This is a genomic window from Wolbachia endosymbiont (group A) of Pherbina coryleti (genome assembly GCF_964026875.1).
In the GTDB taxonomy this organism is placed as follows: domain Bacteria; phylum Pseudomonadota; class Alphaproteobacteria; order Rickettsiales; family Anaplasmataceae; genus Wolbachia; species Wolbachia pipientis.
Genome location: NZ_OZ034706.1, coordinates 1,231,744 through 1,244,923, shown reverse-complemented (window position 1 = coordinate 1,244,923; position 13,180 = coordinate 1,231,744). Strand labels below are relative to the sequence as shown.

At 35.4% G+C, this 13,180-nt stretch carries 13 protein-coding genes and 2 pseudogenes; 3 read left to right on the top strand and 12 right to left on the bottom strand.

Annotated elements, in window-relative coordinates:
- Nucleotides 1-397: 397 nt before the first annotated feature.
- On the bottom strand, nucleotides 398-1,843 hold the full coding sequence (locus AAGD87_RS06195; RefSeq protein ID WP_155969030.1) for a hypothetical protein: 1,446 nt from the start codon (nucleotides 1,841-1,843) through the stop codon (nucleotides 398-400).
- Nucleotides 1,844-1,978: 135 nt separating this feature from the next.
- Here AAGD87_RS06195 and AAGD87_RS06190 point away from each other — a divergent pair, with 135 nt between their 5' ends.
- Nucleotides 1,979-3,253: an APC family permease gene (locus AAGD87_RS06190; protein WP_010082345.1), complete on the top strand. Its 1,275-nt coding sequence runs from the start codon at nucleotides 1,979-1,981 to the stop codon at nucleotides 3,251-3,253.
- A 213-nt stretch (nucleotides 3,254-3,466) separates the two neighbouring features.
- Here the strand turns inward: AAGD87_RS06190 and AAGD87_RS07905 are convergent, their stop codons facing one another.
- The 3 genes and pseudogenes from AAGD87_RS07905 to AAGD87_RS06175 all read right to left on the bottom strand — a co-directional run bounded on the left by AAGD87_RS07905 (nucleotide 3,467) and on the right by AAGD87_RS06175 (nucleotide 5,200).
- Nucleotides 3,467-3,856, bottom strand: coding sequence for a transposase (locus AAGD87_RS07905; RefSeq protein WP_410541889.1), 390 nt, complete (start codon nucleotides 3,854-3,856; stop codon nucleotides 3,467-3,469).
- A 186-nt stretch (nucleotides 3,857-4,042) separates the two neighbouring features.
- A pseudogene (locus AAGD87_RS06180) lies at nucleotides 4,043-4,427 on the bottom strand (IS110 family transposase); the annotation flags it as partial.
- Nucleotides 4,428-4,747: 320 nt separating this feature from the next.
- Nucleotides 4,748-5,200 carry a hypothetical protein gene (locus AAGD87_RS06175; protein ID WP_015589289.1) on the bottom strand — a complete coding sequence of 151 codons (453 nt, stop codon included), beginning with the start codon at nucleotides 5,198-5,200 and terminating at the stop codon, nucleotides 4,748-4,750.
- 140 nt (nucleotides 5,201-5,340) lie between these two features.
- Between AAGD87_RS06175 and AAGD87_RS06170 the strand changes: the two genes are divergently transcribed.
- Entirely contained in the window at nucleotides 5,341-6,375 is a 1,035-nt protein-coding gene (locus AAGD87_RS06170; protein WP_010962945.1) for an aspartate-semialdehyde dehydrogenase, read from the top strand.
- Nucleotides 6,376-6,483: 108 nt separating this feature from the next.
- Here AAGD87_RS06170 and AAGD87_RS06165 read toward each other — a convergent pair whose 3' ends face one another.
- Together AAGD87_RS06165 and AAGD87_RS06160 are read right to left on the bottom strand one after the other, a co-directional pair.
- Nucleotides 6,484-6,615, bottom strand: coding sequence for a hypothetical protein (locus tag AAGD87_RS06165; RefSeq protein WP_341817500.1), 132 nt, complete (start codon nucleotides 6,613-6,615; stop codon nucleotides 6,484-6,486).
- A 309-nt stretch (nucleotides 6,616-6,924) separates the two neighbouring features.
- Entirely contained in the window at nucleotides 6,925-7,056 is a 132-nt protein-coding gene (locus tag AAGD87_RS06160) for a hypothetical protein (protein WP_341817499.1), read from the bottom strand.
- A 438-nt stretch (nucleotides 7,057-7,494) separates the two neighbouring features.
- On the opposite strand from AAGD87_RS06160, the pseudogene AAGD87_RS06155 reads away from it, so the two are divergent.
- Nucleotides 7,495-8,804, top strand: a pseudogene (locus AAGD87_RS06155) (IS4 family transposase).
- Here AAGD87_RS06155 and AAGD87_RS06150 read toward each other — a convergent pair.
- From AAGD87_RS06150 to AAGD87_RS06125, 6 genes are all read right to left on the bottom strand, one after another.
- On the bottom strand, nucleotides 8,781-9,083 hold the full coding sequence (locus AAGD87_RS06150; protein ID WP_341817498.1) for a head-tail connector protein: 303 nt from the start codon (nucleotides 9,081-9,083) through the stop codon (nucleotides 8,781-8,783). The pseudogene AAGD87_RS06155 and the gene AAGD87_RS06150 overlap by 24 nt on opposite strands.
- 136 nt (nucleotides 9,084-9,219) lie before the next feature.
- Nucleotides 9,220-9,531, bottom strand: coding sequence for a hypothetical protein (locus AAGD87_RS06145; RefSeq protein ID WP_007548422.1), 312 nt, complete (start codon nucleotides 9,529-9,531; stop codon nucleotides 9,220-9,222).
- A gap of 404 nt (nucleotides 9,532-9,935) precedes the next feature.
- Nucleotides 9,936-10,556 carry a hypothetical protein gene (locus tag AAGD87_RS06140; RefSeq protein WP_341817497.1) on the bottom strand — a complete coding sequence of 207 codons (621 nt, stop codon included), beginning with the start codon at nucleotides 10,554-10,556 and terminating at the stop codon, nucleotides 9,936-9,938.
- The gene (locus tag AAGD87_RS06135) at nucleotides 10,505-11,188 is read right to left on the bottom strand and encodes an ankyrin repeat domain-containing protein (protein WP_341817802.1); all 684 of its coding nucleotides are present in this window, start codon (nucleotides 11,186-11,188) and stop codon (nucleotides 10,505-10,507) included. The genes AAGD87_RS06140 and AAGD87_RS06135 overlap by 52 nt, the downstream gene beginning before the upstream one ends.
- Before the next feature lie 17 nt (nucleotides 11,189-11,205).
- Nucleotides 11,206-12,255: an ankyrin repeat domain-containing protein gene (locus AAGD87_RS06130; protein WP_341817496.1), complete on the bottom strand. Its 1,050-nt coding sequence runs from the start codon at nucleotides 12,253-12,255 to the stop codon at nucleotides 11,206-11,208.
- 102 nt (nucleotides 12,256-12,357) lie between these two features.
- Nucleotides 12,358-12,480: a hypothetical protein gene (locus AAGD87_RS06125; RefSeq protein ID WP_341817495.1), complete on the bottom strand. Its 123-nt coding sequence runs from the start codon at nucleotides 12,478-12,480 to the stop codon at nucleotides 12,358-12,360.
- Nucleotides 12,481-13,180: the final 700 nt, after the last annotated feature.

Genomic DNA, 13,180 nt, shown 5'->3' with positions numbered 1-13,180 from the left:
ATATAACTCTCTTCTGAAGAAAAACATAGTTTTTGTAGAGATAGCAGCTTGCAAGCCATTCAGAAAAGGGAAGATAAAACTATAAAAAACCATAGGCGCCAGTTGGTTTTTAGCTAAAGTCAAGTGTCTGGAATTTTAGGCATAGAATCCCCCATATGAACAAGATTCAGAAAAAATGCAACGCACATTGGGCAGAGATTAAGTATGCGTGTGCACCCACATACACTGAAGAAGATACGCCACATTTTTAACTGAAATTTAAATGAAAAGTCTGCAGACGGAGACAAATTTTGAGCTCGAGAAACATCTCTAATTGTCATTATAATGAGGTTTCAAGTATGCGGAAGTAATTTTTTTAGCTAAAGTCAAAATTTTCTACCATGACATGAGCCCACCACTAAGCAGCAGGAGACCTTGCATGACCTCCAAAAAATGCTTTTACTCTTTCAAGATAAGTAGGTGGTTCTGCAGGGATTTCTATATTATACATTGAATAATACACTGCTTCCTTTATACTATCATCTGTAACTAATTCCCTTAATTTTTGCTTTATGGCACCTCTTTGAATACTTTTTCCATACTCTTCGTAAAATTTTATGTAAAGCTCTTTAAAGACAAATTCTCTTATTTCTATTATTGATTGGTTAATGTTGCTCTTCACCTCATCGCTTATATTATTTTTATCCGCATAATCTTCGGAGTAAAAATCTTCAAACTTGTCTACCAAAATTTTTAATTTTTTATAATTGCAATATTCTTTTAAAAATCTTTCAGTAAATTTAGGTGTTAATACGTTCACTGCTCCATTTATTTGAACCAAGAAATTATTTTTCGCTTCAAGACAACTAAGCGAATAAATAATACGATCGAACATTCCCAGAGTACATAAACCAAGTCCATCCTTTAAATTCATTAGTAATAGTGAATTCACATCTGATTTTTGATTCTTAGCAGCAGTTGAAACTAAGTTTGCAGCTTGTGTGAGAGTTAGTCCAGTTTTTGATTCTTGCCAAGCTGCTTCATTGGAACCATTAAAGTTAAGATAAAGTTTTAATTGCTCTTTTTGCTCAGTTGTAAGCTCATCTGAATTATTTATGTAGTCTTCAAACTCTTTATTGAGTACATTTGGTTGAGTTCCAAATTTCTGTTTTAGTTCTTCAGCGCAGTTTATGACACTTTCCTCAAAACTTCTAGTATGAACACTTTGACTACCAGTGCCCACATCACTTACATTAAACAAAAAGCTTAGCTGCTTTACATTCAAACCCAAAGGTGAAAAGAGTTTTACTGATGGATATTTTATTAACTCAAGAAGTGCTACTGGAATTAGCAGTGCATAATTTAACAATAATAAACCAAAATTAAATATAAGAAACCCACGTAGAGCTGATACCTTTGATGCAATATACAAAAATGGAAGCTGTAGGTAATATATCAAGTGTATACTGAAGAATAAGATTTTGTCCTTTAATTTTATTGTTGGATCTTTATAAACCTCAAACAACATGCTATTGCTATCAATATTGTTGTTTTTAAAGGAGGTATAGTTGTTTATGATCTTCTCTTGCAAGGGAAGAAGCATTTTATTCAGGCAAATAAACGCAGCAATAACAATAAAACCTGTAGCCAAAAATGCTAGTGCAGGGCTAGAAGTGCTTGTAGATAAATAGGCATAAAGACCATCAACAATTAAGTTTTTGTATAATCTTTCAAAGGGACGAACTAGAATCGGGTCAAGGATATAGTTAACAAGAAGATTTAAATAATACACGAGAAACAAAAGTGCAATCAAAAATGCAATAATACTACAAACAACCAAAAATGCTTTTAATCTCGGATTCATAACCCCCTCTTAATAATCTGTTAATATAATCTATTTTAGGAATAAATTGAAAAAAATGCAAGTTTTTATGTTAAAAGATCAATTGAAATTTCTGAGTTTAGGGTATATTGTTAATCTATTTAGATAAGAATTATTGTGTCAAATAAAATAGGTTTTTGGGCTATTTTTGCCTTAGTGATTAGCAGCCAAATTGGCTCTGGAATTTTTATGCTTCCAATTAGCCTTGCTCCATATGGCATGTATAGCCTTATAAGCTGGATAATATCAGGGCTTGGTGCTATATCTCTTGCTTTAGTTTTTGCCTCACTCTGCGCAAAATTTCCGGAAACGGGTGGCCCTCACGTCTATGTAAAGCATGCTTTTGGCCCTGCTGCAGCTTTTTTTGTTGGTTGGACGTATTGGGTGATCTCATGGGTTAGCACAACAGCCGTAATAGTTGTGGGTGTTGGTTATCTTACACCATTTTTCCATGAAGATATTCAAAACGTACATCTGTTTTTAGAGATGTTATTACTTACAATTATTACACTAATAAATTTTAGAGGAGTAGCTACTGCTGGACGTGTTGAGTTTTTATTGACGGTGATAAAAATTTCTGTATTGCTTGTAATACCTATAGCAGCATTGTTTTTTTTTGATAGAAATAACTTCATCATAAGTGAAGAAATATCAAATCTTACAACATCGCAGATTCTTGCCCGTTCTACACTTATTACTCTATGGGGTTTTATTGGAGTTGAATTGGCAACAGCACCTGCAGGGTCAGTTGATAATCCAGCTAGAACAATACCAAGAGCTGTGGTACTTGGAACAATCTCTGTTGCTGTTGTGTATTTTATCAACAATCTTGCAATTATGGGATTAATAAATGGCAATGATTTAGCAAGTTCAAGAGCACCATATGTTGACGCAATAAAAATTATGGCCTCTGGCAATTGGCACTTGATTATTTCTATAACTGCGTTCATTTTTTGTGTTGGTACTTTAAACGCTTGGGTACTAGCTAGTGGACAAGTGGCCCTTGGCCTTGCAAAAGATAAACTGATGCCACAGTTTTTTGCTCAAAGAAACAAGCACGGTTCTCCTTTCTGGGGCATAACAACTAGCTCAGTTGGAACTGCAACTTTACTAATCCTCACTTCAAGCAACAATTTTGCTAAGCAGATCACATCAATTATCGACTTTTCTGTAGTTTCATTTTTATTTGTTTACCTTGCATGCAGTCTTGCTTTTCTCAAAGTTATTGTGCAAGAAAAGAGTTGTTACAAATTTTTAATTGGCAGTATAGCAACAACCTTTTGCTGCTGGGTAATATTTGAAACTTCTGTGAATACCTTGCTGATCGCAAGCTTATTCACTGCAAGTGGCGTACCTCTTTATTTATTTTGGTATCGCAGAGTTTCTGTATAGCAAATGTTATGTATCTGTTCAGCAGAGTGGCAAAATAAGGTAGACGAGAAAAGACAACTATAGGAAGAAATGGGTGTCATGCCAGTGCGTGACACTGGCATCCAGTTCTTTCGCGCAGTTCCATCAAAAACGTTGTAAAGGATTAATCGCTTTCGTGTTTAACAACTTAGTGCCCAATCTGGATCCCAGATACTGTCTCTGCTGTCAAACAAATTATCCAACAAAATTACAATTAAATGGTTGATTCTTTTTAAGAATACCAAAAAAGACATGCATTAATTTTCGCATTAACGCAAGAACTATGACTTTTGGACATTTGCCTTTACTTGCTAGACGCTGACAAAACTTTTGAAAATGATTATTATGGTTTTTGACTACTATAGCTGGCATATAAAGAGCTTTTCGAATACGCTCAGATCCTATTTTGCATATGCAACTTCTCTTACTTACTGACGATCCCGATTGATAATGTCCTGGATTTAGACCAGCAAAAGCTGTAAATTGTTTAGCATTGTCAAAGTTATCAACTGATGGCATTTCTGCGACAACAGCAACAGCAGTAAGATATCCTATACCTTTTATAGTCTTAAGGTTTTCCACCATATTTTTTAGATGTGGATAGTTATTTATATGCTCATTAATTTCTTTTTCGAGAACAATAATTTGCTCCTCTATTGCCAAAATTACTTTAGATATAGCTTCTTTGCAACTGGAATGCATATTTTTGTTTTCCAAGCGATTTGTCTGTTGCACCTTATCATCTTTTAGCGATTGCATGCAACGGTAAAGCTCCTTCAAATGCCTCATTTCAGGTGCAATGGGCTTCCAAAGAGCAGGTTTGTTGGCGATACAAAATCTAGCTATCATAGCTGCATCTGATTTATCTGTCTTATTTCTGAGCAGCTCACTTTTGCCAAAAGCTTTCTGGGTTTACTATACTGACATTATGTCCTAAATCGTGCATAAAAGTAGCCAAATCTTCTCCATACCAACTAGTTGCTTCAAGACATAAATGAGTAAGATTTGCTCCATGGCCATTGCACCAAACTACAAGTTTTGCAAAACCATCTTGATTATTTTGAAAGACTTTGTGTCGTTTTTTACTGTCCACTAACAAACAAATATCAAATTTCTTTTTTGAAATATCCACACCCAAAATAGCATTTACTTGCATAAAATTGCCTCCAAGACTATAAATAAACTGAGAGTTTAGACTAACCTTGTAATACGGGATATAATTCCAAAAGATACTGTTCAGTCTTTAACTCTATGGGAGGGAAGCAAAATCTGGCTTAATGGCATTAGTGTCGCATCAGCTTCACCCTCCCTGTGAGGTATTTTAGCTCTAATGCCTCACATCATAAAGATACAAGTGTCACGCACTGGGATGACGAGAAAGGAGCACTGGAATTTTTGTTTCAATATTTGTACATGAGCCATGCATCTGAACAGATACAATGTTATAACTAGAGATAATTTTTAAATGATTGATATTTATGAACTACGACTTTTCTTGTTGTCCACTTGTTCAACATTACCCTTCTCAAGTTTACTATCTACTTCTTTTGTGTGTTCATCATCTATACTAGTTTCATCTTTTATCTTACTAGGGTAATCTTCCTGCGATTTTTTATATGCTTCCATGTTGTCATATATAGGGTTACTGATGATTTCTATTTTTTCAGGTGTGAAAATCCTTGCTAAAAATCTCCTTATTATTGGTATTGACCTTAAGAGATCTCTTAGCTTTGAAGATTCTTGTCTTTTGTTTAGAGACTGTTGGTCTATTTTAGAGGTTTTTACACCATACTTTTTATCATCAAAATTTATTGTAGGCTTTCTTTTATTCGAAAGAACACTTTGGGCCTTTGATCCATTGGTTCCTTCAGGCCCTTGAGGTGTAGACATTGCAGGTTTAACCTTAGTTTCATCGTATTCCTTACTCATCTTTCATTTCATTATGTAATATTACTAATATTGCATAATAATAGCTAAATTACAATTAATTGCAAGGTAAAAATATTAAAACAATTGTAAATTTTGTCAGTAAAAATATAATAGAACTTTAAAATTAGAGGTTCATCTATATGAGATACAAAATTGCTGTTATTGGAGCAACCGGAAGAGTAGGGCGTGAGGTATTAAGCACGCTTGCTGAATTTCAAGATGAGGCGATAGATTGCGTTATTGCACTTGCATCGAAAAAATCAGAAGGGAAGAAGGTGAGCTTTGGTGACAAAGAGTTAACAGTTTTATGCCTTGAGGATTATGACTTCGTTGGAACTAATGTAGCCATTTTCTGTGCTGGATCTCATGTTTCTGAAGAGTATGTACCAATTGCAACACAGGCTGGATGCATCGTGATAGATAACAGTTCCCATTTTAGAATGAAAGAGGGTGTGCCACTCATTATTCCAGAGATTAATAAAGAAAAAATTATGGAATATAAAAACCACAACATAATATCCAATCCAAACTGTACTACAATACAGATGCTGCTAGTACTACATCTATTACACCAAAAAGCAAAAATAAAGAGAATCGTTGCTTCAACTTATCAATCAACTTCTGGTGCAGGCAAAGCAGCAATGGATGAGCTCTATGACCAGACAAAAAAAATCTTTATGAACGAAGCTAAAAAACCCAAGATATTCTCTAAGCAAATAGCATTCAATTGCATTCCCCATGTAGGAGAATTCATGGAAAATGGCTCTACAGAAGAGGAATGGAAAATGCAAGAGGAGACAAAAAAAATTTTAGAGGAAGATATAAAAGTTACTGCAACTTGTGTAAGGGTACCCGTCTTTATCGGTCACGCTATGGCAGTAAATGTGGAATTTGATCAACATATCACTGAAGAACAAGCTCGTGAAGTGCTAAGTGAAGCCGAAGATAGTGGAGTTTTAGTGTACAACAGGCGTGAAGATAGTGAATACATAACTCAAATTGATGTTGTACAGGAGAATGCTGTATATGTATCGCGTATTAGAAGAGACAATACTGTTGAGCACGGATTAAATATGTGGATAGTGGCTGACAACCTGCGCAAAGGCGCAGCATTAAATATAGTGCAGATTCTTGAGATTTTGATAAGAGAGCATTTGTCAATCAAGTGCATATAGAGCGCACGTACGTTGTAATTCGAAGGAAATTGTATATCACATGGCAGCGCGTGACGCTGGAATGGCTTTGTTGCATCGCTACTTATGAAAGGCTAACTATAATTAGGATTATAAGCAACTTATTGAAAATCTTGTTTTTTTTGCAATCAATCTGATCAAATTTAAGAATAGTATAGCACTTCTCGCAATAGTCCGAATAGGATAAGATATGTGCTTATGGCTATGGTAGAGCAGTAGCATATTATGATCTGTTCGGATTATTGTAAAAAGAGCTATAACTTGTTATTTATATTAATAAATTTAATTCTATTGAAAATAGCTAAAGCATTGAAATTCTTGAATTTTAGCCGGATTAGTGAGTGGTAGTGAAATTTCTTTTACTCAAATTTAGGTATTCACTGACCGTTCTTGTTATAAATACCAGAATAATAAGCTACTGATATTCTCCACCTTTTTTATCTTTAATCCATCATAGCTAGCGATGCAACAAAGCCGGCTGGATTCCAGTGTCAAGCACTGGAATGACACCATTTGCTGTGCAGTTTACCTTCAAAAATGAATGTTCGTACAGCTATGGAATAAATCGCGGTATGACGGTTCGCAGCGGTATAGTATAGCCTTTCTTATAATAGTCCGAATGCGATAAGATATGTGTTTATGGCTATAGCAGGCCAGTAGCATATTACGGTCTGTTCGGATTATTGTAAAAAGAGCTATAACTCGTCACCCCGCTACTTGTTAGCGGCTGAGATACCGCGGCGGTATGACGTAGAAGCTATACTTTTATACTCACCAACTCAGTATCCAATCTGGATCCAAGTAGTCAAGCTATTCGGATGACACCCTCATAAAGTGAAATGAGATCCCGCTAACACGTAGCGGGATGACGAGAAAGGGGCTACTCGGATGACACCCTCATAAAGTGAAATGAGATCCCGCTAACACGTAGCGGGATGACGGGAAAAGAGGTACTGGGAGACATCCTTCCTGGTAGACCCAAATCACAATGTTCGCACAGTTGTGCGTCACCATACGCGTCAAGTTAAGGAAATAAAGGTATGAAAGAGATAGAATAATAAGGTATAAGTTCTCCCAGATATACTTTTAGTGAGAGAACCAATGAATAAAATAACTTGCTTATCAAAAAAGCTCAAAGAATTTTTTAATGAAAAAGCAGAGAAAATCTCAATTACAACAAGGTTTATAAAAAGAAAGAGAAAGCTAAAAGGTTCATCATTCGTAAAAGCCATGGTCTTGGGTAATATAGGAGTTGATAATTGTAGCGTAGAAACAATGTGTCAATTACTAAACGAGGACTCGATAGATATAACAAAACAAGGTTTGGATTTTAGATTTACTGAAGAAGCAGTGGAATTTATGAAAAGGATGTATAATGAATCTGTGATTCTCTTTAAAAATATCTTGCAAGTTGATTGCAAAATCTTACAGCAATTTAATAGTGTTAAATTATTGGACAGTAGCTATATTACTCTACCTAACAGTATGGAAGAGATGTATAAAGGTTATGGTACTAGCTACAGTGGCTATGAAAGCAATACTAAGTCTGGAATAAAGTTACAATTAGTTTTCGACTACATGAATCAGATAATAGACCAACTTAATTTAACGGAGGGGGTAAGATCAGACCAGGGATATAGGAAACATTTAAGTAATATATTAAGCAATGATTTGCTAATATCTGATCTCGGTTATTTTGTGCCAAGTTCTTTTAAACAAATCAATGAAATAGGAGCTTATTTCATAAGTCGTCGATACCAACATATATGATGTAGAAACAAATCAAAAAATGGAGTTATTAGAATGTTGAGAGGATAAGTTATTTTTAGAAAACGAGGTATTGTTAGGAAAAGAAGCAAAAATTAGAGTAAGAATTATATGTCAGAAACTAACTGAAGAACAGTCTATGGGCAGAAGAAGGAAAGCTAATAGATTAGCAAGATCGCAGATCCTCTAAAAGAAATCAAAAATTGTTGAACTGGTCAATATTTATAACTAATGTTCCAGAAAATAAAATTAGTGCTGAGCAAGTATTAACGATTTACAGAGTAAGGTGGCAAATTGAGTTATTATTTAAATTGTATAAAAGCCATATCAGGCTTGATAAGCTAAAAGGAAAGCCATGCAGAGTATTATGTGAACTATATGCTAAATTGTGCGCAATTCTTATATTTCACGGCATAGTTGGTTGCACAGAAGTGAAAAAGAATACAGAACTTAGCTTAACAAAGGCATTTATTGAGCTAAAAAGGCGGGTTAGAGAGTTATTTTTAGTATTAACCAAAATTAATAGTTTAAAAGCATTTCTTAAAAAACTCACTATAACTTGGTCGCGATTTTCATTAAAAGACAAACGTAGAAGGGCTAGAGTATCCACTTTAACCTCTCTAAATTTGCTCACAATCTCTTAACTTGACGCGTATGATCTTACTCACAGGGCCATAGCTTAAATAGATCCTACGAGGTACATAATCTTCATATGAAACTTGCCATGTTTGCTTTACTAGTGACTTTTCCATATGCCATTCAGCGTAATCAGTTGCCATAAAAATTAGATCTGAAATCAACTTATCATCCTGGTCGTTCTCAATACGTAAAAAAGATTTAACCTCTTCTAAAGTAACTGGAAAAGATTCAGGCTTAGATTTACGTTGCACAGATATTCTTGGTGAAGTCGATCTTATTGACATAATAACCCTCCTTTTTGATATAGCTAGAATAAGTAAGGTTTACCTCGTGACAGCATGGGGCAAATCTTACTTACTTTAGCTATGCAGCTTGCATGCAACATTAAGTTAAATTGGCGCAGCAACAACTCTGAGTGCTTTATCGTATGAATATATTAAGAAGAGAACGTATTAAAGCTGTTTCTCCTTTTTTGTTGATAAAATTTGAACTTATAGCATATTCAACTAGGCTGGATTTTAGTAGATTGACATTTTGAGAATGAATATTGTTGAAGATGGAGTTTAACTCTTTAGCAAGCAGACTGCGAAATTTCTGCACACTGTCATATGCGATGTTCTCAAGTTCATGTGCAAATTTATCTTGAGCTATAGTTGTTATATCTTCAATTTCCTTATTAAACTCCTCTAGCTTTTTTTCGTTATTTTTAAAATTTTTCGTAAAAGTTTTCATATCAATTAAACTCAACTACTATTATGATTATAATGACAATGAAAAACTACCGAAGTAAAAAATTCACACTACTGTGTAACTTGCAAATACTTTTACGCGCTAGGGCTATAGGTGTTATCCCAGCTCGTCATGCAAGTAGCCTCCTTTTCCTGTCATCCCAGTAGCTGACACTGGTTTACTTTACGATGATGTCATAAAAGTAGCTTTCCATCCAAAAGGGCAGTGCCCAGACACTGGGATCCAGAAAACTTCAAGTAAATGTACAATAAGAACTAGATCCCAGTGTCTGGGCACTGGGATGACAAAAAAAGGAGCACAAGGATGACATCATCCTTTTTGGGGATTCCAGTGCAGCTACTTGCATCTGCCACCTGCAAACTGCAATGTTCGTACAGATGTAGGTGCTAAGTTTTACAAACACCACGTTGTGCTGAACCTATATCCACTTCTTTCAATTCAGTAGTAGGAGCGATGGGTTTTGATATTGTGTATGTAATGCCACCAGCTATCAATGCAGATACCACAGAAGCTGCAACTATTAATAGAACAGACAATCCGGAAGCAATACTAAGAGCAGCACCTACTGCTAACATAGCTGCAAGACTCGCATAGGCAACTTTTAAGGAAAATTGTCTTTTTCCTACTTTTTCTAGCGACACTTCATTTGTTTTAGTTTTGCCCAGCTCACCCTCAAGTGGTGTGTTTTCATTCTCCAGACTTCTTATTTTTTGTGTTAGTGATTCATTCTCTTTATTGAATTGTTTCAACTTAGTCTCATGTCTAGCTATACAACTTTTTGATTCTTCTAGTTCCTTTTGCGTTTTTTCTAACAACGCTTCTGCTTTAGAATACTGACTTTCTGTTTTGTCTAATTTATCCTTAAGCGTTGCTTTTTCACTTTCTAGATCTTGTATTTGTTGTTTTAGCAATTCATTCTTTTTCTGCTCATCCTTTAGCTGAGTACGTAATTCTTTTAACTTAGCTTTACGTTTTTCAACCTTTTCTGCTTTTTCTGGAGTTTCCATTGCGTTGTGTGTTTTGGAATGGGAAGAAGTATAGCACTTCTCGCAATAGTCCGAATAGGATAAGATATGTGCTTATGGCTATGGTAGAGCAGTAGCATATTATGATCTGTTCGGATTATTGTAAAAAGAGCTATACTAGATACAACCTCAGATGGCTGATCACACATACTGTTTAGTCTATCTATTACTAAGCCTTCATCCTTTATCAATGAGCGATCTGCTCCATATTTTATCAAAAGTTTTGCTAATTCTTTATTGTCATTTGCAACAGCAAAATATAAAGGGGTATGTCCATCTTTATCTTGTGCATTAATATTTGCTTTACGTTTTATCAAAAGTTTTACTGATTCTTTAGCGCTTTTTGCAGCAGCATAGTGTAAAGGGGTCACGCCATCTTTATCTTGTGCATCAACACCTGCTCCATTATCTATTAGATATTCTGCAATCTCTACATAACCATATGTAGCAGCATAATGTAAAGGGGTCAGTCCATCTTTATCTTGTGCATCAACATTTGCTCCATCATCTATTAGATACTTTGCAGTCTTTACATCACCATTTGCAGCAGCATGGTGTAAAGGAGTCATTCCATTTTTATCTCGTGTATTGTGTTTTTCTAACTCTTTACCGATGTCTTCTGTGGAAGTATTTATTCCACTGTCGCTACTATTATAGCCTTTCTTATAATAGTCCGAATGCGATAAGATATGTGTTTATGGCTATAGCAGGCCAGTAGCATATTACGGTCTGTTCGGATTATTGTAAAAAGAGCTATACTTTCATCAATAGTCGAATCTAAAAAGGTCTGTTCACCATTATATGTAGCACCGTATTGTTCCGAATGTTGATTATGACCGGTTTGTTCTATGCGCTTCTGATTATTGGCAAGTCTTTGTTCTACCTCTTGCAACTTTTGCTCCACAGCATTTCTTTCTCTTAGAGCCTGTTCTCTTTCTAATGTATCATCTACTTTGTCTGTATTGTTTTCATTAATGATTGAGTTTGAAGAAGTCTGTTCATCCTCATCTTGTACATAGATTTTTCTGTTGTTTGGTGTAGTTCCGTTGTTCTCTTCCTGATCTCTTGCATTACATGCTTGCACTGCAGCAGTTGCGTTATTTCCGTTCACAGCTAAATTTCCTGGAGTTTTATTATTAGGCTGCGGTAAAGTGCCTTGTCTATTTTGTCTTCTCGTAGCTCCTGCCTCAGCATAACGTTGTTCTCCTTCCTCTAACATTTCTATTATAGCCTTTTTACCTTTTACATCACCGACAATATCCCTTGGAGTTCGGCCTTGACTATCTTTTAGTAAAAGATTTGCGTCATTATTCAATAAAAGCTGAACTATCTCTTGATGACCATGCAAAGCAGCAATGTGCAAAGCAGTTAATTGAGACTTAGCTCCATCAAGTTCATATATTGGTTCATTAACTTTTACTCCCTTTGCTAGTAGGAGTTTTACTATTGGTACACTGTTACATTCCACAGCAAGATGTAACAATGTATAAGTTACAATTTTGTATGAATCTGATACACGGAACATCTTATCTATCTTCAAATTGTTATAAGTGCTATATACTATTGAGTCTGCATCTTTTAGCTCACTTCCTATTCTTTCAAGTAAATTATTCTCATTTAAACCTTCACTCTTGCTTACCTCATTTATTATTTCAAAAAACTTTTCCTTTTTTATTGCCATAACCTTTCCTCTCAATTTATTTATTATTGCTGAACAGTCTCACAAAAAAGTTAAGTTTGTCGAAATTCCATGTTTGATCTAAAAATTAGTCATAAACATTTTCTATGCAAGTATAGCACTTCTCGCAATAGTCCGAATAGGATAAGATATGTGCTTATGGCTATGGTAGAGCAGTAGCATATTATGATCTGTTCGGATTATTGTAAAAAGAGCTATAGCTGACACTGGTTCATTCTATAATGGTGTCACAGCAGTCCTACATCATGCCACCGCGAACCGTCATACCGCGATTCATTCGCGGTATCTCATCCGCTAACAAGTAGCAGAATGACAGCAGTCCTACGTCATACCGCCGCGGCGCTAACAAGAGATCCCGCTAACAAGCAGCGGGATGACGAGCTTATCTTCATGCCGCCACGAACCGTCATACCGCCGCGGTATCTCCAGATCCCGCTGGGATGACGATTGTCGTTTAGCTATAAATATTTAAGAAATTTACCAAATAAAAAAAAAGGCAAAAGAAGCCCTGGGGTTATTATCTGCTTTAAAATATTGGCGTTTTTTATGTTTTAAACGCTTGACAAGCAAGATTTAGCTGCTTTTAATTGCAACTAACCTACGCTGCAAATATTTAAGAAATTTACTAAGCAGAAAAAAAGACAAAGAATCCCCGAGTTAGCTAGTCTTTTACTATCTCTGTCGAGTATTGGCATTTTTTGATGTCTTGTAACGCTTTATAAGCGCGTTCAGCTTATTTAGATAAAAATCTAGATGTAGATGAAGTTTTGTAAAGACATACAGTATCTATATACTGCAAAAAATTGAACATAAGACGCCGATACATTAAGTAATCCTTACCTTTTAATCTGCAGATTGGCGAAAGCAAATACAATAGCTTCAGTTTCATGATAAGGGGGCTGGCGGA

Excerpts from the sequence above, each read along its gene's own strand:
- AAGD87_RS06175 (WP_015589289.1), bottom strand. The coding sequence starts at position 5,200 with ATGAGTAAGGAATACGATGAAACTAAGGTTAAACCTGCAATGTCTACA.
- AAGD87_RS06195 (WP_155969030.1), bottom strand. The coding sequence starts at position 1,843 with ATGAATCCGAGATTAAAAGCATTTTTGGTTGTTTGTAGTATTATTGCA.
- AAGD87_RS06130 (WP_341817496.1), bottom strand. The coding sequence starts at position 12,255 with ATGGCAATAAAAAAGGAAAAGTTTTTTGAAATAATAAATGAGGTAAGC.
- AAGD87_RS06145 (WP_007548422.1), bottom strand. The coding sequence starts at position 9,531 with ATGAAAACTTTTACGAAAAATTTTAAAAATAACGAAAAAAAGCTAGAG.
- AAGD87_RS06170 (WP_010962945.1), top strand. The coding sequence starts at position 5,341 with ATGAGATACAAAATTGCTGTTATTGGAGCAACCGGAAGAGTAGGGCGT.
- AAGD87_RS06150 (WP_341817498.1), bottom strand. The coding sequence starts at position 9,083 with ATGTCAATAAGATCGACTTCACCAAGAATATCTGTGCAACGTAAATCT.
- AAGD87_RS06160 (WP_341817499.1), bottom strand. The coding sequence starts at position 7,056 with ATGCTACTGGCCTGCTATAGCCATAAACACATATCTTATCGCATTCGG.
- AAGD87_RS06140 (WP_341817497.1), bottom strand. The coding sequence starts at position 10,556 with ATGGAAACTCCAGAAAAAGCAGAAAAGGTTGAAAAACGTAAAGCTAAG.
- AAGD87_RS06165 (WP_341817500.1), bottom strand. The coding sequence starts at position 6,615 with ATGCTACTGCTCTACCATAGCCATAAGCACATATCTTATCCTATTCGG.
- AAGD87_RS07905 (WP_410541889.1), bottom strand. The coding sequence starts at position 3,856 with ATGGTGGAAAACCTTAAGACTATAAAAGGTATAGGATATCTTACTGCT.